The organism is Streptomyces sp. NPDC059743, from assembly GCF_042732975.1.
In the GTDB taxonomy this organism is placed as follows: Bacteria; Actinomycetota; Actinomycetes; order Streptomycetales; family Streptomycetaceae; genus Streptomyces.
Map to the genome: position 1 here is coordinate 17,328 of NZ_JBHWGS010000020.1, position 21,063 is coordinate 38,390.

Annotated in this window: 18 protein-coding genes; 7 read left to right on the top strand and 11 right to left on the bottom strand. The window is 70.9% G+C overall.

Annotation, left to right across the window (positions count from 1 at the left end; all coding sequences use genetic code 11):
* Window positions 1-14: 14 nt before the first annotated feature.
* From ACFV6H_RS30620 to ACFV6H_RS30640, 5 genes are all read left to right on the top strand, one after another.
* Complete coding sequence (locus ACFV6H_RS30620) at window positions 15-635, top strand: hypothetical protein (protein WP_385548656.1); 621 nt, start codon at window positions 15-17, stop codon at window positions 633-635.
* A gap of 176 nt (window positions 636-811) precedes the next feature.
* Window positions 812-2,092 carry an RNA-guided endonuclease InsQ/TnpB family protein gene (locus ACFV6H_RS30625; protein WP_385548659.1) on the top strand — a complete coding sequence of 427 codons (1,281 nt, stop codon included), beginning with the start codon at window positions 812-814 and terminating at the stop codon, window positions 2,090-2,092.
* Window positions 2,093-2,286: 194 nt separating this feature from the next.
* The gene (locus tag ACFV6H_RS30630; protein ID WP_385548662.1) at window positions 2,287-2,790 is read left to right on the top strand and encodes a hypothetical protein; all 504 of its coding nucleotides are present in this window, start codon (window positions 2,287-2,289) and stop codon (window positions 2,788-2,790) included.
* 213 nt (window positions 2,791-3,003) lie between these two features.
* Window positions 3,004-4,701: a ribosomal protection-like ABC-F family protein gene (gene abc-f, locus ACFV6H_RS30635; RefSeq protein WP_385548665.1), complete on the top strand. Its 1,698-nt coding sequence runs from the start codon at window positions 3,004-3,006 to the stop codon at window positions 4,699-4,701.
* Window positions 4,702-4,826: 125 nt separating this feature from the next.
* The gene (locus ACFV6H_RS30640) at window positions 4,827-5,531 is read left to right on the top strand and encodes a universal stress protein (RefSeq protein WP_385548668.1); all 705 of its coding nucleotides are present in this window, start codon (window positions 4,827-4,829) and stop codon (window positions 5,529-5,531) included.
* 98 nt (window positions 5,532-5,629) lie between these two features.
* Here ACFV6H_RS30640 and ACFV6H_RS30645 read toward each other — a convergent pair whose 3' ends face one another.
* Entirely contained in the window at window positions 5,630-6,253 is a 624-nt protein-coding gene (locus ACFV6H_RS30645) for a hypothetical protein (RefSeq protein WP_384982011.1), read from the bottom strand.
* A 347-nt stretch (window positions 6,254-6,600) separates the two neighbouring features.
* Here ACFV6H_RS30645 and ACFV6H_RS30650 point away from each other — a divergent pair, with 347 nt between their 5' ends.
* Window positions 6,601-7,311, top strand: a complete 711-nt coding sequence (locus tag ACFV6H_RS30650) for a response regulator (protein ID WP_385548672.1) — start codon at window positions 6,601-6,603, stop codon at window positions 7,309-7,311.
* Window positions 7,312-7,317: 6 nt separating this feature from the next.
* Here ACFV6H_RS30650 and ACFV6H_RS30655 read toward each other — a convergent pair whose 3' ends face one another.
* From ACFV6H_RS30655 to ACFV6H_RS30680, 6 genes are all read right to left on the bottom strand, one after another.
* Window positions 7,318-9,126 (bottom strand): GAF domain-containing protein, encoded by a 1,809-nt coding sequence (locus ACFV6H_RS30655; RefSeq protein WP_385548675.1) that lies wholly within the window; start codon window positions 9,124-9,126, stop codon window positions 7,318-7,320.
* Window positions 9,127-9,318: 192 nt separating this feature from the next.
* Window positions 9,319-10,314: a GNAT family N-acetyltransferase gene (locus ACFV6H_RS30660; RefSeq protein ID WP_385548678.1), complete on the bottom strand. Its 996-nt coding sequence runs from the start codon at window positions 10,312-10,314 to the stop codon at window positions 9,319-9,321.
* A gap of 227 nt (window positions 10,315-10,541) precedes the next feature.
* Entirely contained in the window at window positions 10,542-11,225 is a 684-nt protein-coding gene (locus ACFV6H_RS30665; RefSeq protein ID WP_161230495.1) for an ABC transporter ATP-binding protein, read from the bottom strand.
* 116 nt (window positions 11,226-11,341) lie between these two features.
* Complete coding sequence (locus ACFV6H_RS30670) at window positions 11,342-12,799, bottom strand: ABC transporter permease (RefSeq protein WP_385548682.1); 1,458 nt, start codon at window positions 12,797-12,799, stop codon at window positions 11,342-11,344.
* 197 nt (window positions 12,800-12,996) lie between these two features.
* Window positions 12,997-14,265, bottom strand: coding sequence for an Ig-like domain-containing protein (locus ACFV6H_RS30675; RefSeq protein WP_385548982.1), 1,269 nt, complete (start codon window positions 14,263-14,265; stop codon window positions 12,997-12,999).
* Between the two features lie 359 nt (window positions 14,266-14,624).
* Window positions 14,625-14,984, bottom strand: coding sequence for a hypothetical protein (locus tag ACFV6H_RS30680; RefSeq protein ID WP_066953469.1), 360 nt, complete (start codon window positions 14,982-14,984; stop codon window positions 14,625-14,627).
* A 109-nt stretch (window positions 14,985-15,093) separates the two neighbouring features.
* Here ACFV6H_RS30680 and ACFV6H_RS30685 point away from each other — a divergent pair, with 109 nt between their 5' ends.
* Window positions 15,094-15,396 carry a hypothetical protein gene (locus ACFV6H_RS30685; RefSeq protein WP_385548685.1) on the top strand — a complete coding sequence of 101 codons (303 nt, stop codon included), beginning with the start codon at window positions 15,094-15,096 and terminating at the stop codon, window positions 15,394-15,396.
* 63 nt (window positions 15,397-15,459) lie between these two features.
* Here the strand turns inward: ACFV6H_RS30685 and hutH are convergent, their stop codons facing one another.
* From hutH to ACFV6H_RS30705, 4 genes are all read right to left on the bottom strand, one after another.
* Complete coding sequence (gene hutH, locus ACFV6H_RS30690; RefSeq protein WP_385548985.1) at window positions 15,460-17,001, bottom strand: histidine ammonia-lyase; 1,542 nt, start codon at window positions 16,999-17,001, stop codon at window positions 15,460-15,462.
* 587 nt (window positions 17,002-17,588) lie between these two features.
* A complete protein-coding gene (locus ACFV6H_RS30695; protein WP_385548688.1) occupies window positions 17,589-18,770 on the bottom strand; it encodes a diguanylate cyclase domain-containing protein in 1,182 nt (393 codons plus the stop codon).
* An 81-nt stretch (window positions 18,771-18,851) separates the two neighbouring features.
* Window positions 18,852-19,691, bottom strand: coding sequence for an enoyl-CoA hydratase/isomerase family protein (locus ACFV6H_RS30700; RefSeq protein WP_385548691.1), 840 nt, complete (start codon window positions 19,689-19,691; stop codon window positions 18,852-18,854).
* Window positions 19,692-19,734: 43 nt separating this feature from the next.
* Window positions 19,735-20,886, bottom strand: a complete 1,152-nt coding sequence (locus ACFV6H_RS30705) for an adenylate/guanylate cyclase domain-containing protein (RefSeq protein ID WP_385548694.1) — start codon at window positions 20,884-20,886, stop codon at window positions 19,735-19,737.
* Between the last annotated feature and the right edge of the window lie 177 nt (window positions 20,887-21,063).

The window sequence follows — 21,063 nt, forward strand, 5'->3', positions numbered from 1 at the left end:
CGTACGCACGGTCGTTGGCGCCGTACGCACGGTCGTTGGCCGCGCGGGCCCGGTGGTCCGTGCTCTACGGCCGGTCGCGTCAGGTGCCTGCCTCGGTCGCCGCCGTGGTGGTCTGTGCCGTCGCCGTGTGGTCGCTTCCTCGGAGCGGGACGGACGGAGATCCGAGGATGATGGCCCTGCTGCTGACCGCCGTGGTGGCGGTGGGCGCGATCGGGCTGAGTGGGCAGGACCTCGCGCTGGACCGTACGGCGGCGATCCGCTGGGCGCCTCGGCGCGCAGCGCACGTGCTGCTCATCGGCGCGCTCGCCGTGGGCGTACTGCTGGTGCTGTCGGCCCTGTCGGTGTTCTCGGCGCCGGGCGGCGGGCCGGTTCCGGTGGCGTACGCCGTACGGAACGGCGCCGGGCCGGCGGGCGTCGCCGCGATCGGGGCGACGGTGTGGGGCGGCCGGTACGCCTGGGCGCTGCCGGTCGGCTGGTGCGTGGCCGCGTTCTTCGTACCGGCCTCCGGAGGGCCGGCGGCCCAGGTGGCGACCTGGATGCTCCAGCCGTCCGGCACGACCGCCGCCACCTGGACCTCGGCCGTGCTCGCGGTCGGCGGCGGGCTCGTCTACGCGCTTGCCGGACCACGGCGCTGACAGTCCGTCAGACGGTCCGTCGAGAAGCCCGCGCAATCAGCGTTCACCCGGCCGACACCGGAGCGACGGCCGAATGCCACCGGGCAGGTCCGGGAAAGGTGAATGGATATGCGCGGTCCGCCATGCCACCGGCGCGGGCGCGGCCCCACACCCGCCGCCCGGCTATTCTCTCGATCGTGAGTCAAGGCACCACGGTCAAGCAGCAGTTCGGGCACCGTGCCCGTCTCGCACTGTCGCGTCCCGAGGTGTTGAAGACTGATAGCCAGGCGCACGCGGCCCGCACCCTGTGGAACCTGCTGCACGCCTGGTGGCGGATAATGCCGAAAGAAAAACGGACTCTTGCGAACGCGGATGCCGCCATACGCCAGGCCCGCAAGGACATCGACTTTCTCGCTGTCCTTCCCGCGCAGGCCGCGCAAGCGGTGCTGAAGACGTACTTCCAGGCGTGGAAGAACTGCTGGGACGGCCGCGCCGGCGCCCCGAATTTCAAAGACCGGTTCCGCACGGTGATGTCCGTGGACGTTCCACAGGGCCGGGACCTGAACATCACCCGCGTGCACCGCCGCTGGGGCATGGCCAACATTCCCAAGGTGGGCCGGGTCCGGTTCCGGTGGACCAAGGACCTGCCCGTGGGCAAGCATGCCAACACGGAGAACCGGATCACCGGGGCACGGCTGATCAAAGACGCGCTCGGCTGGCACATCGCCTTCCGTGTCCAGACCTTGGAGGTCGAGCCCGAACCCCACCAAGGGCCGGAGGTCGGCATCGACCTGGGCGTCACCGTGCCCATCGCTCTCTCAGACGGTCAGACGTACGAACACGGCGAGTGGCTGACCGGCAAGGAGAAAGCGAAGCTCCTGCGCCTGGAGCAGCGCGCCGCGCAGCGTAAGCAGTACCGCAAGCCCGGCGAGCGCGCCAGCCGCCGACTGCACCACACCTACGACCAGATCGCAGGACTCCGCGCGAAAGCCAAGCGCAGAGCCCTGGACTGGCAACATCAGACGACCACCGCCATCGCCCGCACATACGGCACAGTCGTGGTCGAAGCACTCACCATCACGAACATGGTCAAGTCGGCCAAGGGAACCATCGAAGAGCCGGGGAAGAACGTCACCCGGAAATCCGGGCTGAACCGCTCCATCAGCGGGGAGGCGTGGGGCCGGACAGTCACCATGCTGACGTACAAGACCGCCCGGCACGGCGGCACCCTGCACAAGGTCCCGGCCCCCAACACTTCCCGGCGATGCTCCGCGTGCGGCTTCATCACGCCCGGGAGCCGGGAGTCCCAGGCCGTGTTCGTCTGCAAGAACCCGGACTGCGGCTGGTCAGGCAACGCCGACTGGAACGCAGCCCGGAACGTCTTGCATCTGTACCGGATGGGCCACGCGCTCATCCCGGCTGCCGGGAGGGCAGTCGTCAGGCGCGCCAAACGCGTCAAGCCCGCTGCCGCAAGGTAAGCAGGAATCTCCCGGCTACAGCCGGAAGAACACTTCAATTCACGCGTGACATCGGCTACCAGGCGCCGGACGGCGCGGCCGAGTATCTGGAGTTCCTCTGGGGCACCTGGCTGCGTGACCGCGTCGACCTCGGCACGTACGACCTCGGCAGCTCCGCCTCGTATCTGGCGGCGGTCCGCAGCGCCTCCGAGATCATGTCGAGGACGCCCGGTGACACCGTCATCGCCGACGGCCACACAGCCGACGAGCTCGGGCGGATGGCGGAGTGGAACGGCGGCAAGAAGCCGACCGGCGGTGAGTTCGGGAAGCTCAGCGCGCCGATCTCGGACGCGAAGCCCGGCAAGCTCGCGTACGCGCTCGACTTCCGGAACCGGATCCCGGCCGCGCCCGCCTGTACGAACACACTGACCGGCGTCCACACCGGGCCGCTGGTCATCTCCTCCGGTGTCACCTGCCTCGACGGCGCCCGGCTCACCGGGCCGGTCGTGGTCCGCGCGGGCGCCGGTCTGGTGGCGAAGGGCGCGGACATCACCGGGCCCGTACAGGCGGTCGGCGCGCGTGTCGTCGAGCTGTGCGGTATATCGCTGACCGGTCCGCTCTCCGTGGTGAACACCAAGGAGCGGCTGACGCTCACGGGCCCAGGCTGCACACCGAACACACTGAACGGCCCGGTACAGCTCGTCGGCAACCCGTCGTAGCGAACCACCGTCGCAGCGCACCTCGTGCCGTCGTAACGCACGGTATTAGCCGGGCCGCCTCCGCGCGGCCCGGCTACACTCGACGCCATGTTCGCGCACTACTACTTCCTGTGATTCCGGACCTGCTCCTCCAGGTCCCCCGGAATCCAGCCCTGTCCCCGCCACCGGATACCAGGTGCGCGGGCGTCAGGGCGTGTCCTCACAGGAAGAAGCATGCGCGAGCGCGCCCAATTGGCGATGAAAGACGTTTCCAAGGCGTACGGCGACCGGTCGGTTCTCGATCAGGTGTCGCTGACCGTACGTCCCGGCGAGAAGGCCGGTGTCATCGGGGAGAACGGCTCCGGCAAGTCGACACTGCTGCGGCTGCTGGCCGGGACCGAGCGTCCCGACGGCGGTGAGATCACCGTCGGCTTCCCGGGCGGTGTCGGCCATCTCGCCCAGACTCTGGAACTCGATCCGCAGTGCACCGTCCAGGACGCCGTCGACTCCGCCCTCGCCGAACTGCGGGCGCTGGAGCGCCGGTTGCGCGAGGCCGAGGAGGTCCTCGGTGAGAGCGGTGAGGACGGACTGGCCGCGTACGGCGAGCTGCTGACGGCGTACGAGGAGCGCGGCGGCTATCAGGCCGACGCCCGGGTCGATGCCGCACTGCACGGTCTCGGGCTCGCCCGGGTGACGCGCGGGCGCCGGCTCGGCTCGCTCTCCGGCGGCGAGCAGTCCCGGCTGGCGCTGGCGTGCGTGCTGGCGTCGGCGCCCGAACTGCTGCTGCTCGACGAGCCCACCAACCATCTCGATCTCCAGGCCACCGGCTGGCTGGAGGAGCAGCTCAGGGCGCACCGAGGAACGGTGGTCGCCGTCACCCACGACCGGGCGTTCCTGGAGCGGATCGCGACGACGATCCTGGAGGTCGACCGGGACACACGGTCGGTGACGCGGTACGGGAACGGCTGGCAGGGCTACCGGACGGCGAAGGCGGCGGCCCGGCAGCGGTGGCGTCAGGACCATCTGGAGTGGCTGGCCGAGGTGGCCCGTACGGAGGAGCTGGTGGCCGCGGCCGGGCAGCGGCTCGCCGCCACCGGGAAGGATCCGCGCCAGGGATTCGGCAAGCACCGCCGCTCCCATGAGGCGAAGCTGTCCGGGCAGGTGAGGGCGGCGCGGGAGCGGCTGTGGCGGCTGCGCCAGAAGCCGGTGCCCGCTCCTCCGGAACCGCTCAGATTCGCGGCCACGCTGAACTCCGGCGCGGCGCCGGGACCGGCGGCAGGCGCTGAGAGCCCAGCAGGCGCGGCGAGCCCAGCGAACGTACGCAACGTCGTCGCCGAGCTGGCCGACGTGGTCGTCGGCGACCGGCTCCAGGTGGCCGGTCTGTGCGTACGGGCGGGCGAACGGCTGCTGGTGACGGGCCCCAACGGTGCGGGCAAGAGCACTCTGCTCCGGGTGCTGGCCGGTGAACTGCGCCCGGACAGCGGCTCGGTGAGCCGTCCCGCCCGGACCGGCTATCTGGCACAGGAGCTGCCCGCCGTACCGTCCCGGCTCCCGCTCCTGCGCGCCTTCGCGGCGGGCCGGCCAGGGCTGCCGGAGGAGTACGAGGCCGAGCTGCTGGCCCTCGGGCTGTTCCGGGCGGAGGACCTCGCCGTACCCGTCGCCGCGCTCTCGGCCGGTCAGCGGCGCAGGCTGGAGCTGGCCCGGCTGGTGAGCCGTCCCGCGGAGCTGCTGATCCTCGACGAGCCGACGAACCATCTCGCGCTCGCCCTGGTCGAGGAGCTGGAAGAGGCGCTGCGGAGCTACGCGGGCGCGGTGGTGGTGGTCTCGCACGACCGCCGCTTCCGGGCCGGTTTCACGGGCACGCGGCTGGAGTTGCGGTCGGGCCGTGTCGTACGCGCCGTACGTGCCGAACAGGAGGACACGCCTCTTTAAGGGCCAAGTCGCTCTCCGCCGGGTCCGATTGGCCCCTGCCTGCGGCCCGGCCGGAGAACGGACGCTGATGCGTGTGACCGTCCGCGGACAGGCCGGCCGAGCAACAGCGGAGGAAGGGAAAGCACATGTCCGAACGCCATGTGGTCGTGGGCATCGACGGATCGATCATCTCAACCCGCGCACAGGACGCGGCTGTCGAGGAGGCCGTACGCAGGTCGGTGCCGCTGGAGATCGTCTACGCGGTGCCGGACCTGGACGTGGCCGGCCCGCTGCTCGCCACGTCCGCCGCCCGTGTCCGTACGCGCCACCCGGAGCTGAAGGTCCGTCTCAGCGCCGTCGCCGCCGATCCGGCGGAGGCGCTGGCGCGGAAGGGCGAGCGCGCGGCGCTCACCGTCGTCGGCACCCGCGCCCTGGGCGGGCTCGCCTCGCTGGCCTCACGGTCGGTGGCCCGCCGGGTGGTGGAACGTACGCGCTGCCCGCTGCTCGTCGTCGGCGCGGGCCATCTCCCATACCACGCCCGGACGGGCGACGTACTGCTCGCCGTCGAGACGGACGCGGACATCGAATCGGCGGTCTTCGCCCATGAGGAGGCCGCGCGCCGTGGCGTACGGCTGCGGCTCGTCCACACACCGCTCTACGGTCCGCCCGTACGGTCGGTGGACAGCCTGATCGCCGCCACCGCCGACGCGTGCGTGGTCGTCATCGCGCACCACCCGCACGGGAACGGCCACGGGAACGGCGGCGCACACCACGGGCAGACGGCACACGCGCTGATGTACCGCTCCCGCTGCCCGGTGTTCGTCGTTCCCGCGGGCCTCGGTGCTCTCTGAACGGTACGACGACGGTACGACAACGCAGATCGGCCGGGGTGCGGTGAGGCACCCCGGCCATGTGCTGCGCTGTGTGCGCCGCTGCGTGCGGCGACGGCTCAGAAGAGCCAGCGGTTGCTTCGTACGAAAGGCAGTTCCTGCCATATCCTGCCGAGCCCCCAGGTGCGGCCCGCGGCGGCGAGAGCGAGAACGATCATGACGACCGCGTACAGGACGTGGTAGTCCACGACCGGATTCGAGGACATGCTCGGCGATCCGTCGGCGAGATGCCTGGCCAACGGCCATTCCGCGGCCCACATCAGAGCCATCATCACGGTGCCCGCGGTGGCCGCGAGCCGCAGCGCGATGCCCGCGGTGAGCGCGAGACCGATACCGAGCAGGCCGAGCATGAACAGCCAGTCGGCCCAGGCGTCCCCGGCCCAGGAGCGGAAGGTCGACTGGAACGGTCCCACGGCGACATTTCCGAGGAAGCCCTTGGTGGGCGATCCGCCGTCGATCCAGGCGCCGGTGGACTGTGTCGCATAGCCCCAGCCGAAGGTCTTGTCGAGGAACGCCCAGAGAAAGACGAACCCGAGCAGGATCCGCGCGGTGGCGGCGCCCCGGGCGAGCCATCCGGTGACAACGGCCTCGGACCGGACACCGTCGGCCGACAGCGCCGCCGTGGGCCGGTGCGCTGTGAGGAAACGGAACCTGGTGTGACGAGGAGTCTGGTGAACTGCCATGTCGGTCATCCCTTTCGGAGGACTGGGCGGGGCGGGGGCGGGAGCGGTGTCCTGGTGGTCGGTCCTGTGTGCGGCTCCAATCTCCCGCCGCCACAGCCGACGCCGCTGCGGCCCGACGGCCCTCCCCGCAGGGCCGAACGGCACCGAACCGAGGGCCAGTTGGGGCCGGAGACACCCCGGTGAAAGCCCGGTGACACCGAGGCCGGAGAAAGACCGGGGAAAGAGGCCGTTCGGCCCTCGGGCGGAAGCGGCTTGAGACCCTACGGCCCTGGTGCCGGCAGGGCCGTCACGCGACGATCGCGGGATCGCGGGACGATTCGTCTGCCGGGAACCACCGAGGAATCCTTATGAGCACAGCCCGTACGTTCTCGTCGCGGCATCCGATCCGGGTGTTCCTCGTCGACGGCCATGAGACGGTCAGGCATGCGCTCCGCGACGTACTCGACGCCGAGCCCGGCATCAGGGTCGTCGCCGATGCCGGCTCGGTGGGCGAGGCGCTGGCCAGGCCTCCGTCACCGGCTCCGGATGTCGCGGTGCTGGATGTCCGGTCGCCCGATGCCGACGACATCACGGCCTGCCGGGAGCTGCGGTCGAGGATGCCCGGTCTGGCCTGGCTGACGCTCACCTCGTTCGACGACGACACGGCGCTGCTGAACGCCGTGCTGGCCGGTGCGTCCGGTTATGTGCTCAAGCAGATCAAGGACTCCGCCCTCGTCTTCGCCATCCGGGCCGTCGCCTCGGGCCGGTCTCTGCTCGATCCGGCGGCCACCGCACGGCTGTTGGGCGATCTGCCCGCACGGACGGCCGCCGCCGGGACCGGCTCGGCCGGGCCCGGTGCGCCGGCTCCCGCCGCGCTCTCGCCGGAGGAACGGCACCTGCTGAGGCTCGTCGGCGACGGGCTCACGGACCATCAGATCGGACGGCAGCTCTCCCTCACCGAGAAGGCCGTCCGTGACCGGATCGCGCGTCTGCTGCCGAAACTCGGGATACGGCAGGGCGCTCCGGCCTCCGCCTCCGCCGCCATCGCGCGGACGCGGACGCAGACGCCTCCGCCCTGAGGCGCCCTATCCCTCGGGCTCGGCAGCCGCCATATCCAAAGACCCCGACGTCGTTGTCGACGCCGAGGCCGACGCCGACTTCGACAACGGCACCCGCCACACAAGACGCGCGCCGCCTCCCGGCGGAGTGTCATGGACAAAGGCGCCGCCCAGCGCGACGCTCCGCTCCTTGATGTTCTTCAGCCCGCTGCGCGCGGCCTCCGGCCCGAAGCCCACACCGTTGTCCGCGACCGTCAGGCTCAGTTCACCGGGAGCGACGACCAGCCGTACGTCGACGGCCGTCGCCCGTGCGTGCCGCGCGATATTGCTCAGCGCCTCCACCAGCACCGCGATCAGATGGTCGGCGATCGCGGGAGGCACATCCGTATCGACCAGTCCCTCCGTCCGGAGAGCGGGACTGAAGCCGAGCGACGCCGCCGCCGCTTCGACCGAGACGGCCACCCGGGCGCGTACTCCCTCGGCCGCCCGGCCCGTCTCCTTCGTACGGAGTCCGAAGATCGTCGACCGGATGATCTTGATGGTGTCGTCCAGATCGTCGACCGCGCGCTCCAGCCGTTCGGCGGCCTGCGGGTGCTGGACGAACTTCTGGGTGCTCTGGAGCGTCATTCCCGTCGCGAACAGCCGCTGGATCGCCAGATCGTGCAGATCACGCGCGATACGGTCACGGTCCTCCAGGAGCGCTATCTGCTCGGCGGCGCTGCGGCGTTCGGCCAGTTCCATGGCGAGCGCCGCCTGCCCGGCGAATCCGAGCAGCGGAACCGTCTGGCCCGCACCGAAGACGGGACGGCCCGCACCGCGCGCGAGCAGCAGCACACCGCGCACACCACCGCGGCTTCCCATCGGCACCGCCACCGCCGGTCCCAGCCCCGACCATCGCGCATCGCCGCCGCTGAACCGCGGATCGTGGGCGATGTCGGTGCTCACCACAGGTTCGGCGGCGGAGAACGCGGCCCCGATGAAACCGTCACCGTCCGCCACCCGCAGCCCGTCGTGCACCTGCGCGTCCTGGCCCACGGCGAGTACGGTCCGCAGCTCGCCCGTGAGTCCGCCCGTGAGCTGGCCCGTGCCTTCGACCGGCAGGGCCACCAGGCCGAGATCGGCCGAGACGATCTGCCGGGCCCGCTCAATGATCAGTTCGAGTACCTGGGCCCGCGGCCCGCCCGACAGCAGACTGCTCGTCACCTCCGCGCTGGCGGCCAGCCACTGCTCCCGGCGCCGCGCCTCCTCGTACAGCCGCGCGTTCTCGACGGCGACACCGGCCGCCACGGCCAGTGTGGAGAGGACGGACTCGTCCTCCGCGTCGAACTCCTCGGCACCGCGTTTCTCGGTGAGATACAGATTGCCGAAGACCTTGTCACGCACCCGGATCGGGACGCCCAGGAAGGAGTGCATCGGCGGATGGCCGGCCGGGAAACCGTACGAGGAAGGATGCTCGGACAGCTCCGGCATCCGCAGCGCCTCCGGATGGCGGATCAGCTCTCCCAGCAGACCGTGGCCGCTGGGCAGCGGGCCGATCCGCGCTCTCAGCTCGTCGTCGATGCCCACCGTCAGGAACTCCGAGAGCTTGTCGTCCTCGCCGATCACGCCCAGCGCACCGTACTCGGCGTCCACCAGCACGACCGCGGCCTCGACTATGCCGCGGAGCACCTGCGGCAGATCCAGTTCGCGTCCCACGGAGAGCACCGCCTCCAGCAGGCCGTGCACCCGGTCGCGCGTGCTGCGGACCGCGTCGATACGTATCTGGAGCTCTTCCAGCAGCTCATCCAGACGCAGCCGTGGAAGATGCTCAGCCGAGTTGCTTCGTTCCGACCCCACAGAGCGCCTCCCCTAGACCGACCGGACCGACCGGACCGTCCAAGCCCGTTCCCGTTGCCCGTTCCCGTTGCCCGTTCCCGTTCGAACCGCCGGCCGGCGGACAGGCCGGCCCGAGGGCCACGATAGAGGCCGGTCGCCGGCTCAGAGCTCGGTACGACTCAGAGCTTGGCACGGCTCAGAGCTTGGCACGGCTCAGAGCTTGGCGCGGAAGATCCCGGCCGGGCGCTCGCGGCGGTAGCCCAGCGCCGCGTTCACGGCGAGCATCGAGGCGTTGTCGTCCGCGACGGTGGTGGTGATCTCCCGTACGGCGGGATGCAGTTCGCGCAGTCTGCCCAGCAGATGGCGTTTGACCGCCCGGCCGAGACCGCGGCCCCGGTGGGCCGGGACGACGACCGTGTCGTACTGGACCGCGCGGGTGTCGGCCGGATCGCACAGCACCACTTCCGTATACGCCACCACGGCGTCGCCGTCCGTCGTGTCGAGCACGGCGGCCGTGAGGACGACTCCGCCGCGCCGCTCCATCACCCGGGCCGCGGCTCTCACCCGTGCCACGTCCGGGCCCGGTCTGCGCTGGTCCAGCTGCCCTCCGGGCACGGTCGTCGGCGCCTCCCGTACCGCCGCGTGGGCGCGGGCGAAGGACTCGGCCGGTCCGTCGGGGACCGCGCCCGACCAGTCGGTGAAGCGGAAGCCGTCGGGCAGCGCGGGCGGCGGGATCTCGTCCACCGCATGCTGGACGCGCAGTACGTACCAGCCGAGCGGCAGCACATTCGTGAAGCCGAGGCTGTCCACGAACGCCTCGCCCGCGCCGCCGAGTTCGAGCACGGTCGAGACCGAGGTGCGCCCGTGCACGAGGAGTTCGGCGCGTACGGCCGCCCAGAGCGCGGCGCCGACGCCGTGCCGCCGGGCGTCGGGCCGTACGACCAGGGCGTCGAGAAAGGCGGTGTGCCTGCTGTCCTGCTCGGTGAACAGGAGCAGCGAGGCGACGCCTTCGTACGAGCCGTCCGGCGCCAGCGTCGCGAGATGAACGTTACGCCCGTGCAGCGGAGGCACCCGCAGCTTGCCCGCGGTCTCCGCCCTGCTGGGCTCGGGCACCGAGGCCGGCAGATCGCGGACGTGTGCGGCGCTGACCACCGCGTGCCAGGCATCTGTCTCGGCGTCCGACGGCGGGCTTCCCAGAGTGATCAGCATGGACCGAACCTACGCGTACGAGGAGGGCGACGCCCCTGAGTTGACGGGACGTCCGGGCTGGGCGGGACAGGGTGCTCGTGCCCCGACAGCACGAGCACCCCACAGCGCGAGCGCCGCCCGGCACAAGCACCGCTCGGCACAAGCATCCCCCGCTGCCCGGTCCGTACGGGCCGTACAGTCCGTACGGCCCGGCGGTCCGTGCGCCCCCGCGGTCCGGTCGGTACGGCTCAGGCCGCGGCGTTCTCGGTGACCGTGACCCGTCCCTTGCGGATCGTGGCGAGCCGTGGCGCCCGGCGGGCGATCGCGCTGTCGTGAGTGACCATGATGAAGGTCAGGCCGTGCTCTTTCCAGAGGCCCTCCAGCAGTTCCATGATCTCGTCACGCATCGACTCGTCCAGATTTCCCGTGGGTTCATCGGCGAGCAGCACCTTCGGCCTCTTGACGAGCGCGCGGGCGATCGCGACGCGCTGCTGCTGGCCGCCGGAGAGTTCGCCGGGCACATGGCCGAGGCGCTCGCCGAGACCGACGGACTCCAGGGCCTCCGCGGCCTGCTGCCGCCGGGCGGCGCCCTTGACGCCGAGCGGCACGAGCGCGGTCTCGACGTTCTCCTGCGCGGTCAGGGTGGGAATGAGGTTGAAGCTCTGGAAGACGAAGCCGATGTTCTCGGCGCGCACCTTGGTCAGCCGGGCCTCGGGCAGGGACGCCAGATCCACACCGTCGAACTCGACGGTCCCGCTGGTCGGGCGGTCGAGCCCGCCGAGCATCTGGAGGAGCGTGGACTTGCCGCCGCCGGTGGGGCCCTGGATGACGAGCCGGCCGCCGTCCTCGATGGTCAGATCGACGCCCGCGAGCGCGTCGACGGTCTTCTTGCCGCGCTGATAGCGCTTGGTGACGCCGCTGAGCTGGTACACGGTTCAACTCCTGCTGTACGGACTGCTGCACGGATTGCTGTACGGGCTGCTGTTCGAGGGTGTGGGGCGAGAGTGCTGGGCGAGACGGTGAAGGAGCATGAGCCGGCGACGGCACCTCATTCGAGCCGCCGCAGCGCGTCCGCCGGGCGCAGCCGGGACGCGCGCCAGCCGCCGAAGCCGCCCGCGATCAGCCCGCCCGCCACGGCGAGTCCGACGGCGACGGCGAGGGTGGCGAGCGAGACGGGCGCGGTCAGGGCGATGTCGAGCGCCTTGCTCGTGGCCTGCCGCGCCGGTCCGCCGCCGCTCGCCAGGCCACCGCCGAAGCCGCCACCACCGCCACCGCCGCCGCCCGTGGAGCCGAGCTGCGCCGTGAGCGTCGGGCTGATGGCCGTGACGAGATACGCACCGCCGAGTCCCAGCGCGATACCGAGCACACCGCCGAGCAGACCGTTGACGAGCGCCTCGCCCACGACCTGACGCGTCACCCGGCCGCTCTTCCAGCCGAGCGCCTTGAGCGTGCCGAACTCCCGTACCCGGCGGCTGACCGCCGAGGAGGTGAGCAGACCGGCCACCAGGAAGGCGGCGACCAGCACGGCGATGGAGAGCCACTTGCCGACGGTCGTGGCGAGGTCGGAGGCGGTGGACAGGGAGCCGGAGACGGTGTCCGCGAGATCGGCCGAGGTGGTGACGGTCGTGTCCGGGATGTTCTTCTGGATGGCGGACTTGACGCCCTCGATCTGCTGCGAGTCGGCGGCCTTCACATAGACCGTGGTGACCTTGTCCTTGGAGTCGGACAGGGTCTGGGCCTTCTTCAGCGGAATGTAGAGATTGGCGGCGGCGTCGCCGCTGTCGGCGGTCGCGACACCGACGATGGTGAACTTCGTGCCGGAGATGGTGACGGTCTTGCCGACCGCGAGGTTCTTCTCCTTGGCGTACGCGCTGTCGACGATCGCGACGGCCGCGTCGGTCTCGTCACTCGTGAAGGCGCGGCCCGCGGTGATCTTGGAGGAGGTGAGCGGGCCGAGGGCGGGCGCGGAGACATCGGTGCCGTACACCGAGTAGGTGTTGACGTCGAACGCGGCGCCGCCGCCACGGACCTCGCCGCCACCGCCACCGGTGCCGCCGCCACCGCTCTTTCCGCCGCCCTGCGGCGGAGTGAACTCGCCGGGCTTGAACTCGCCGTTGACCTTGAGCACGGTCAGGCTCAGCCCGCCGACGGCATCGGCGACACCGTCCTGGTCGCCGACCTTGGTGACGGTCGAGGCGGCGAGCGTCTGGAAGCCCTGGACCAGCACCCGGTCACTGCTCTGTTCCGCGTCGTCGCCCTTGGCGTCGAACTCGAAGCGCGGCCTGGTCTGGCCGCCCTCGCCGGGCGGCGGGGCGGCCTTGGTGACGGTCATGTCGGTGCCCAGGCCGTACAGCGACTGCAGGACCTTGTCCTGCGCCTGGCTCATACCGGAGGAGACCGAGCTGACGATGATCACCAGCGCGATGCCCAGGGCGAGCCCCGAGGCGACGACGAGCGCCGCCTTTCTGCGACGGCGCAGCTCGCGCCTGAGATAGGTGAAGAACATGGGCGTGAAGCTAGGCACCGGGCGTGATGAAGTGTTGAGGCCCGGGTAAGAGCTGCATGAGAACGCGAACGGCGGCGACACCGCAAGGGTGCCGCCGCCGTCGGGCGTACGAAGGAGAACCGGGCCCGGCCGGCCGTACGGTGGACCGGGACCGGCAGGCCCGGCAGGCCGTACGAGGAAGCCGGACCGGGAGCGGATCAGACCTGCGAACCGGCCTGCCAGTCCGCCCAGTTGAGGTTCCAGCCGTTGAGGCCGTTGTCGGGCTTGATGGTCTTGTCCGGGGAGTTCTTGACGATGACCACATCGCCGATGAGCGAGTTCTCGTAGAACCACGCCGCCGGCTGGTTGGGATCGCCCGCGCCCTTCACATCCGCCAGACCGACACAGCCGTGGCTGGTGTTGGCGGTACCGAAGATGGACTTGGCGCCCCAGTAGTTCCCGTGGATGAAGGTGCCGGACGTGGACAGCCGCATGGCGTGCGGGACGTCCTTGATGTCGTACTCGCCCTTGCCGTCGTTGTCCGTGAAGCCGACCGTCGCGCCGTTCATCCGGGTCTCCTTGAACTTCTCGGAGATCACCATCTGACCGTTGTACGTCGGGTTGTCCGGCGAGCCCGAGGAGATCGGGATCGTCTTGATCGTCGCGCCGTCGCGGGTGACCGTCATCGTCTTGCTCTGGGCGTCGACGGTGCTGACCTGGTTGCGGCCGATCGTGAACGTGACCGTCTTCTGCTGGACACCGAAGACACCGGAAGCGCCCTCGACACCGTCCAGATTCAGCTTGAGCGTGACGGTCGAGTTGCCCTGCCAGTACTGCTCGGGACGGAAGTCGAGCCGCTGCGAGCTGAACCAGTGGCCGACGACCTCCTGGCCGCTGCTGGAGGTGACCGTGATCCCTTCCTGGACGGCCTTCTGGTTGGTGATCGCCTTGTCGAAGTTGATCGAGACGGGCATACCGACGCCCACCGTGGAGCCGTCCTCGGGCGTGAAGTTCCCGATGAAGCTGTTGGTGGGCGAGACGGTGGTGAAGGACGAGTTCTCATGAGCCTCGCGGCCCTTGCCGTCCTTGGCCGACGCGGCGATCTTGTACGTGGTGGACCGGTCGAGCTGGCCGTCCGGCTGCCAGCTCGTGGAGTCGGCGGAGAGCGTGCCGGGCACATCGGTGCCGTCCGCCGTGGTCATCGTGACCTCGGTGAGCGTGCCCTTGGTGACCGTGACCTTGGCGTCGTTGTTGATACCGACGTTCGTCGCGCCGTTCTTCGGTGAGATGGCTATCTGGGCCTCGGAGGTGTCCTTGGCCGCCGCCTCGTCCACCTGGGCCTGCGACGACGGAGACTTCGTGCTCTCGGCGGACCCGTTGTCCGCGCCCTCGCTACAGGCCGAAAGCACCAGCACACCGCCGAGCACCGCGGACGCGGCCATGAGGCCCCTGCGCCGCTTGCTGTCCGTCATCACACGTTTCTCCATCATCGACGCCAACCCTGCCGCTAACCCTTAAGAACTGCTGTACCGGTTCGCCCGGTTCCACATCAACCCGAGATGTGTCGCACACCACTCGCCGCTCCGCATGGGCGAGCCCCGGTCCGTCGGTGACGCGGACCGGGGCTTCCAGGGTGACACGCTCGTGTACCAGGGCTTGCCATCAAAGTCCCGTCTGCCCGGCGACGCCTGGCACGCACGCTCGCCGCGTTGTCGGGATCATCCAAGTACGTCCAGTACGAGGATGACCCTCCGCCTTGCGATCGCACGCACCAGACGCCGCCGGGCCCGCCCTGCGGGCGGACGACGCTACTTTGACGGCAAGCCCTGGACCCGACCAGCCGGTACTAGACCCGACCAGCCGGGGCTTCCTCCTCCTCTTCGGCCGGCTCGTCCCGATCGTCGTCGTCGAGGTCCCACTCCGCGGAGTCCGGGTCGTAGTCGATCTGCTCGCTGGTCCACGAGGCCTGGGCGAGCTGGACGCCGGGAACCGTCCTGACCAGGTCGAACGGCTCCACGAGATACGCGATGGCCTCGGCCTCGTCCTCTCCCACGGCCGTCTCGGCGTGGGCGCGCTCGTCGTCCGGCATGAACTCGTCGGCGCCGATACGGGCGAGGGCGGTGGCGCTCAGCTTCTCGGGGTCGTCGACCTCCAGCACCAATTCCACCCGAAGCCGTACATACCGTGATGTTTCTGTAGTGGTCATACGACGGAGCGTAGGGCTCAGACCCCCCGCGACTTTCCCGCGACCCGCTGCTTTCACTAGCATCGGCGCACCCAGCCAATTCGGCGTTGTCACAAGGGGGATCGATTCCGTGTCCGTCGTACGCCGACCGCTGCTGACAGCCACCGCCGCCGGGACCCTGCTCTGTGCCCTGTGGTTCGTTCCGTCCGCGAACGCCACCGATGAGCAGGGCGAGCCGGCCCAGGTGTCAGCGGCCACCGCCCAGGGCCTCTCCACCGGGGACTCCGACACCTCGGAGAGCCCACGGCATCTCGCCCTCGCCGATACGGGCAGCGTGGACACCACGCCGTATCTGTTCGGCGGGACCGCCTTTCTGATGATCGGCGCGGGGTTCGTCGCGTACTCGCTACGAAGAGACGCGAACATGCTCTAAGCATCCGCACCACAGAAAGGAGGGCCGCCCGGAACACCGGGCGGCCCTCTTTGCCGTACGAGCTCAGGCCAGCGGCCCGGTCACCGGCTCCACCGCCGCGATCAGCCCGCCCTCGCGTACGAAGGCGTCGGCCGCCGCGAGATCGGGCGCGAGGAAACGGTCGGGGCCGGGGCCCTGGACACCGGCGGCGCGCAGGGCGTCGATGGCGGCCCTGGACGCGGGCGCGGGCGTCAGCCCTTCCCTCAGCTCGATCGCGCGCGTCGCGGCGTACAGCTCGACGGCGATCACCCGGGTCAGATGGTCGACGGCGGTACGGAGCTTGCGCGCGGCCGACCAGCCCATCGAGACATGGTCCTCCTGCATCGCGGAGGACGGGATCGAGTCGACCGAGGCCGGGACCGCCAGCCGCTTCATCTCGCTGACCAGGGCGGCCTGTGTGTACTGGGCGATCATCAGGCCCGAGTCGACGCCGGGATCGTCGGCGAGGAACGGCGGCAGCCCGTGCGAGCGGTTCTTGTCCAGCAGGCGGTCCGTACGGCGCTCGGCGATGGAGCCGAGGTCGGCGGCGGCGATCGCCAGGAAGTCCAGGACATACGCGACGGGCGCGCCGTGGAAGTTCCCGTTGGACTCGACACGGCCGTCGGGCAGCACCACGGGATTGTCGACCGCCGAGGCCAGTTCACGGCCGGCGACGATGTCCGCGTACTCCAGCGTGTCCCGTCCGGCGCCGGCGACCTGAGGTGCGCAGCGTACGGAGTAGGCGTCCTGGACACGCGGCGCCTCGTCCTGCTGGAAGTGGCCGGTCAGCCCGGAGCCGGCGAGCACCCGCAGCATGTTGGCGGCACTGACGCCCTGTCCGGGATGCGGGCGGATGGCGTGCAGCTCGGGCGCGAGGACCTTGGCGGTCCCGAGCAGGGCCTCCAGGCTGAGCGCGGCGGTGATGTCGGCGGAGGTGTAGAGCCGCCTCAGATCGGCGATCGCCATCACCAGCATGCCGAGCATGCCGTCCGTGCCGTTGAGCAGGGCGAGGCCCTCCTTCTCGCGCAGCTCGACCGGCGCGATGCCGTGCGCGGCGAGCAGCTCGCCGGCCGGCGCGACGGTGCCGTCGGGGCCCTCCGCGTCGCCCTCGCCCATGAGCGTGAGCGCGCAGTGCGAGAGCGGCGCGAGATCGCCGGAGCAGCCGAGCGAGCCGAACTCGTGGACGACGGGCGTGATCCGGGCGTTCAGCACGTCGGCCATGGTTTGCGCGATCTGCGGCCGTACGCCGGTACGCCCGGACGCCACGGTCTTCAGCCGCAGAAACATCAGCGCCCGCACGACCTCGCGCTCGACGCGCGGTCCCATCCCGGCGGCGTGCGACCGCACGATGTTCCGCTGAAGCTGCGTCCGCAAGTCCTGCCCGATGTGCCGCGTGGCAAGCGCCCCGAACCCGGTGGACACGCCGTACACGGGCTCGGGCTTGGCCGCGAGCGCCTCCACGACCTCCCGGGCGGCAGCCATCGCCCCGAGGGCCTCGGCCCCAAGCTCAACCCGAGCGAGCCCCCGCGCGACGGCGACGACGTCCCGCCCGCTCGTCCCGGCCGTCCCCACCACGACAGTGTGCATATCCATATTCAGGAGCCTACGGACTGAATCCAAAAGTGTCACCTCCCGGTGGGGGGCCGTGGACGGGGCCCGTTCCGTCCTCAATCGCCGGACGGGCTGGATTTTCCGGCCTGGCCCCTACCGAGCGGGCACCCGGCACCGGCGTTGGCCGTTCCGTCCTCAAACGCCGGACGGGCTTGTTTTTTCGGCCTGCGGCCGGGGTACGGCGAGGAGCTTGCCCCCTACCGTCTGGGAGCCCGGTGCCGGGGCGGGCCGTTCCGTCCTCAATCGCCGGACGGGCTGGATATGCGGCCCGGCACGAGCCGCAGCCGGGGTTCGGGCGGGAGGGGGGCGGGGTCGGAGGAGGTGCGTGTCCGGACACTAAAGCGTGATTTGTGCCGCACACGAAACCCGCACCCAACAACCCACCCGCACGCGGCGTAAATCATGCCGTCCGGACATGTACCTCCGGAGGCCCCGACACCCGCACCACCGCGAACGCGACCCCGCGCCGCAGGCGCAACCGGTGCCGGCCGGCAAAACCAAGCCCGTCCGGCGATTGAGGACGGACCGGCCCCGCGCCGAAACGGACCCGAAACCACGGCCCCCTAGCCGGGAGGCGCATCGTCGGGAGGCGCGTCTCGGAAGCGGCGGCGGTCCGCCGCCCGTGGTGGCGCGTCCGCCAGCGCCACCACCGCGCCGTCCCGCCCCGCCACCACCGGTTCGCGCGACCGCGAGCCCTTCGCCCGGTACTGCGCCGCGTCCGCCAGCCGGAACAGCCGCCGTGCCGTCCGTACCTCCCCGATCGGATCGCCCGTCGAAGCGATCCCGCACGCCACGCCCTCGCCCAGATTCAGCTCGCCCGCCCGCACGCACAGTTCGTCCGCCACCGCGATCACCTCGTCCGCCGTAGGCCCCACGGCCACCAGACAGAACTCGTCGCCGCCGAGCCGCGCGGCCAGCGCGCCGGGGAGCTTCGCGCCGCAGACGGAGAGGACCGTGCCGAACCGTTCCAGCAGACGGTCGCCCACCGCATGCCCGAGCGTGTCGTTGACCCGCTTGAGACCGTTGAGATCGCAGACGACCAGGCTCACGACGGAGCCGTCCTTGCGGTGTCTGCCGACGGCCTCGTCCAGCCGTACGTCCACCGCCCGCCGGTTGGCGAGCCCGGTCAGCGGGTCCGTGAAGGCGAGCCGGCGGACCTCTTCGAGCCGCTCCGTCTGGGCGATGCCCGCCGCCACCACGGACGCGATGACGGTCGCGAAGTCCGTATCGTCCGGGCCGAACACCGGCAGTCCCGGAGGACGGGCCACATACAGCTCGCCCCAGGCCCGCCCGTGCAGCACGATCGGCGCGACGACACAGCAGCCACGGCCGCGTCTGCGCAGCGTGGCCACCCGCTCATGGCGATATCCGGGCGCCCGCACGGCGCCCTCGGCCCGCACGGCGCCGACGGCCCGCGCCGGGCCCGTCGCCGTCTCGACCCAGGCCTTCGGGCCGCCGCCCGCCGCCCAGCGCTCGTGCAGGAATTCGGTGATCTCGGGAAACCGGTGCACGGGATAGGTCTCGTCCTCCGGGAACTCCTCCTCGTCCTCGGCCCGCTCGCCCACATTCACCAGCACCTTGAGCCGTCCCAGCTCCCGCTCCCACACCGAGAGCGCCGCGAAGCTCCCGCCGAGCGCCTCGCGCGCGCCCTGCGCGGCGGCCCGCCAGGACTCGATCGGCGTAGGGGCCGCCGCCATCGCCTGAGACAGTTCCACTATGGCGCGCAGACGCCCATCCACTCCCATAACCCCAGCTTAGGACGGTATGGCGGGATTTGATCATCGACAGCGAGGAGTGATCATCGCGCCTTCACCCACAGGGCCCGTTCACTCTCCCGGCCACTCCGGCTTCCGCTTCTCGTTGAAGGCCGCGACGCCCTCCGCGCGGTCACCGGAGAAGGCCACGGAGCGCCACGCGGCGTCCTCCACCTCCAGGCCGGCCCGCAGATCGAGCCCGTGTCCGAGCCGCAGCGCGCGCTTCGCGGCGCGCAGGCCGACGGGCGAGTTCGCGGCGATACGCTCCGCCAGCGCGAGGGCCTCGTCCCGGTCGGCGCCCTCGTCCACCAACAGGTCGACCAGACCGAGCCGCTCCGCCTCCGCCGCCTCCAGCCGCCGGGCCGTGAAGATCAGCTCGGCGGCCCGCGCGGCTCCGACGCGGCGCGGCAGCAGTTGCGTACCGCCGCCGCCCGGGATCACTCCGACCGAGACCTCGGGCAGTCCGAGGACCGCCGTACGGTCCGCGACGATCAGATCGCAGGCGAGCGCCAGCTCGAAGCCGCCGCCCAGCGCGAAGCCGTGCACCGCCGCGACGACCGGCATCGGCAGCTCCAGCACGCCGGTGTACGCGGCGCGCGCGACCGGCCGCTGCCGTACCAGGTCGGCGTCGCTGAGGGAATTGCGCTCCTTGAGGTCCGCGCCCACACAGAAGGCCCGCGCGTGGGTGGAGGTCAGGACGGTGGTACGTACGCTCCCGTCGGCGGCGAGCGCCACGCACGCGGCGGCGATGGACCTGGCCATCTCCGTCGACACGGCGTTCATCGCCTTGGGCCGGTCGAGCACCAGCTCCGCGACATGACCGCCGCCGCCGTGCCGCCGTACGACAACGAACTCCCCGAACCGCCGCCCGTCCCCCGCCACACTCTCCGTCGCCTCTTCAGCCCTGGCCATACACGCACCCCTCCCGGTTAACGATGGTTCACCGGAGGTGATCCTAGGTGCTCCGCCGTCCCAGCAGCCATGGCTCCACCACGCCGAGCCCGCGCACCGGCCGCTGCCACATGGGCTGGAGGCCGAAGCGGTACGGAGGCGGTGCCTGGCCCTCCTTGTCGGCCTGTGCCGCCGCCTCGGCCGCCTGGGCCTCGGAGGCCGGCGCCTCGCCCGTACGGATCAGCTCCTCCGCGAACGCGCCGTCGACCAGGACCGTGTCCTTGGGCGCGATCGAGGTGAGCCTGCTGGCCAGGTTCACGGTCGTACCGAAGACATCGCCCATCCGCGTGGTGACCGTGCCGAACGCGATGCCCACCCGGAGTGCCGGCATGGACTCGTCATGGGCCATCGTCTCTATGAGCCGCAGCGATATCTCCGCGGCCGTGCCCGCGTCGTCCGCCGCGAACAGGACCTCGTCACCGAGCGTCTTGATCAGCCGGCCGCCGTGCGCGGCGACGAGATCGGCGCAGGTCGTCTCGAACGCCTCGACCAGCTCGCCCAGTTCCTCCTCCTCCAGCCGGCGCGTCAGCCGTGTGAATCCGACGAGATCGGCGAAGCCGACGGCCAGCCGGCGGTCGACCATCTCCTCGTCGTCGGCGGCCTGGACGACTCGTCCGGTCGCGGCGGCGAGCTGGCGACGCCAGACATAGACGATGAACTCCTCCAGCTCCGGCAGGAGCAGCTCCACCAGCGGATACGTGACTTCCGTACGCGTCATGCCCGGCTCGGGCGGCTCGGTCAGTCCCTCCAGGAACGAGTCGATCTGCCACTCCGCCAGCCGCGCGGTGGTCTGTCCCGTCGACCGCGCGACCTGGATCGCCATCGGCTCGCTGAGCAGCCCGGCCTCCACCAGACCGGCGAGCCGGCGCAGCGCCAGCACGTCCGCCTCGGTGAGCGCCTTGGCCTGGCCGATGTCGGCGAAGCCCATGGCGCGCCAGAAGCGGGAGGCGAGATCCATCGAGACACCGGCGGTACGGGCCGCCTGGAAGGGCGTGTAGCGGCGCTCCGCGCCGAGGATGAGCTGTTCGAGGCGGATGGCCAGCGGATCGTCGGTCGGCTCGGCCGTGTGGTCGACGACATGGTGCGGGGTCGGGAATCCGGACGGTTCCGACGGCCGCTGCGCATCCTCGCCGGAAGTCGAATCGTCGACGGTCACCAGCCGCCTCCTGCCCGTTCCCTGCGCACTGTCCTGCCGATCTGTCGTGGACCGCCTCAACGATACGGCAGATGTGCCCTGGCTCACGTCCCACCCACCAGCCTATTTATACGTCCGCGGGGCCGTCGGCGGGAGCTGTTCCGGCTGGTCCTGACGCCCTGGAATCACCGCGTCGCG

Coding starts and splice junctions, on each gene's coding strand:
- ACFV6H_RS30630 (WP_385548662.1), top strand. CDS start 2,287: ATGTCGAGGACGCCCGGTGACACCGTCATCGCCGACGGCCACACAGCC.
- abc-f (WP_385548665.1), top strand. CDS start 3,004: ATGCGCGAGCGCGCCCAATTGGCGATGAAAGACGTTTCCAAGGCGTAC.
- ACFV6H_RS30640 (WP_385548668.1), top strand. CDS start 4,827: ATGTCCGAACGCCATGTGGTCGTGGGCATCGACGGATCGATCATCTCA.
- ACFV6H_RS30645 (WP_384982011.1), bottom strand. CDS start 6,253: ATGGCAGTTCACCAGACTCCTCGTCACACCAGGTTCCGTTTCCTCACA.
- ACFV6H_RS30650 (WP_385548672.1), top strand. CDS start 6,601: ATGAGCACAGCCCGTACGTTCTCGTCGCGGCATCCGATCCGGGTGTTC.
- ACFV6H_RS30660 (WP_385548678.1), bottom strand. CDS start 10,314: ATGCTGATCACTCTGGGAAGCCCGCCGTCGGACGCCGAGACAGATGCC.
- ACFV6H_RS30670 (WP_385548682.1), bottom strand. CDS start 12,799: ATGTTCTTCACCTATCTCAGGCGCGAGCTGCGCCGTCGCAGAAAGGCG.
- ACFV6H_RS30675 (WP_385548982.1), bottom strand. CDS start 14,265: ATGGAGAAACGTGTGATGACGGACAGCAAGCGGCGCAGGGGCCTCATG.
- ACFV6H_RS30680 (WP_066953469.1), bottom strand. CDS start 14,984: ATGACCACTACAGAAACATCACGGTATGTACGGCTTCGGGTGGAATTG.
- hutH (WP_385548985.1), bottom strand. CDS start 17,001: ATGCACACTGTCGTGGTGGGGACGGCCGGGACGAGCGGGCGGGACGTC.
- ACFV6H_RS30695 (WP_385548688.1), bottom strand. CDS start 18,770: ATGGGAGTGGATGGGCGTCTGCGCGCCATAGTGGAACTGTCTCAGGCG.
- ACFV6H_RS30700 (WP_385548691.1), bottom strand. CDS start 19,691: ATGGCCAGGGCTGAAGAGGCGACGGAGAGTGTGGCGGGGGACGGGCGG.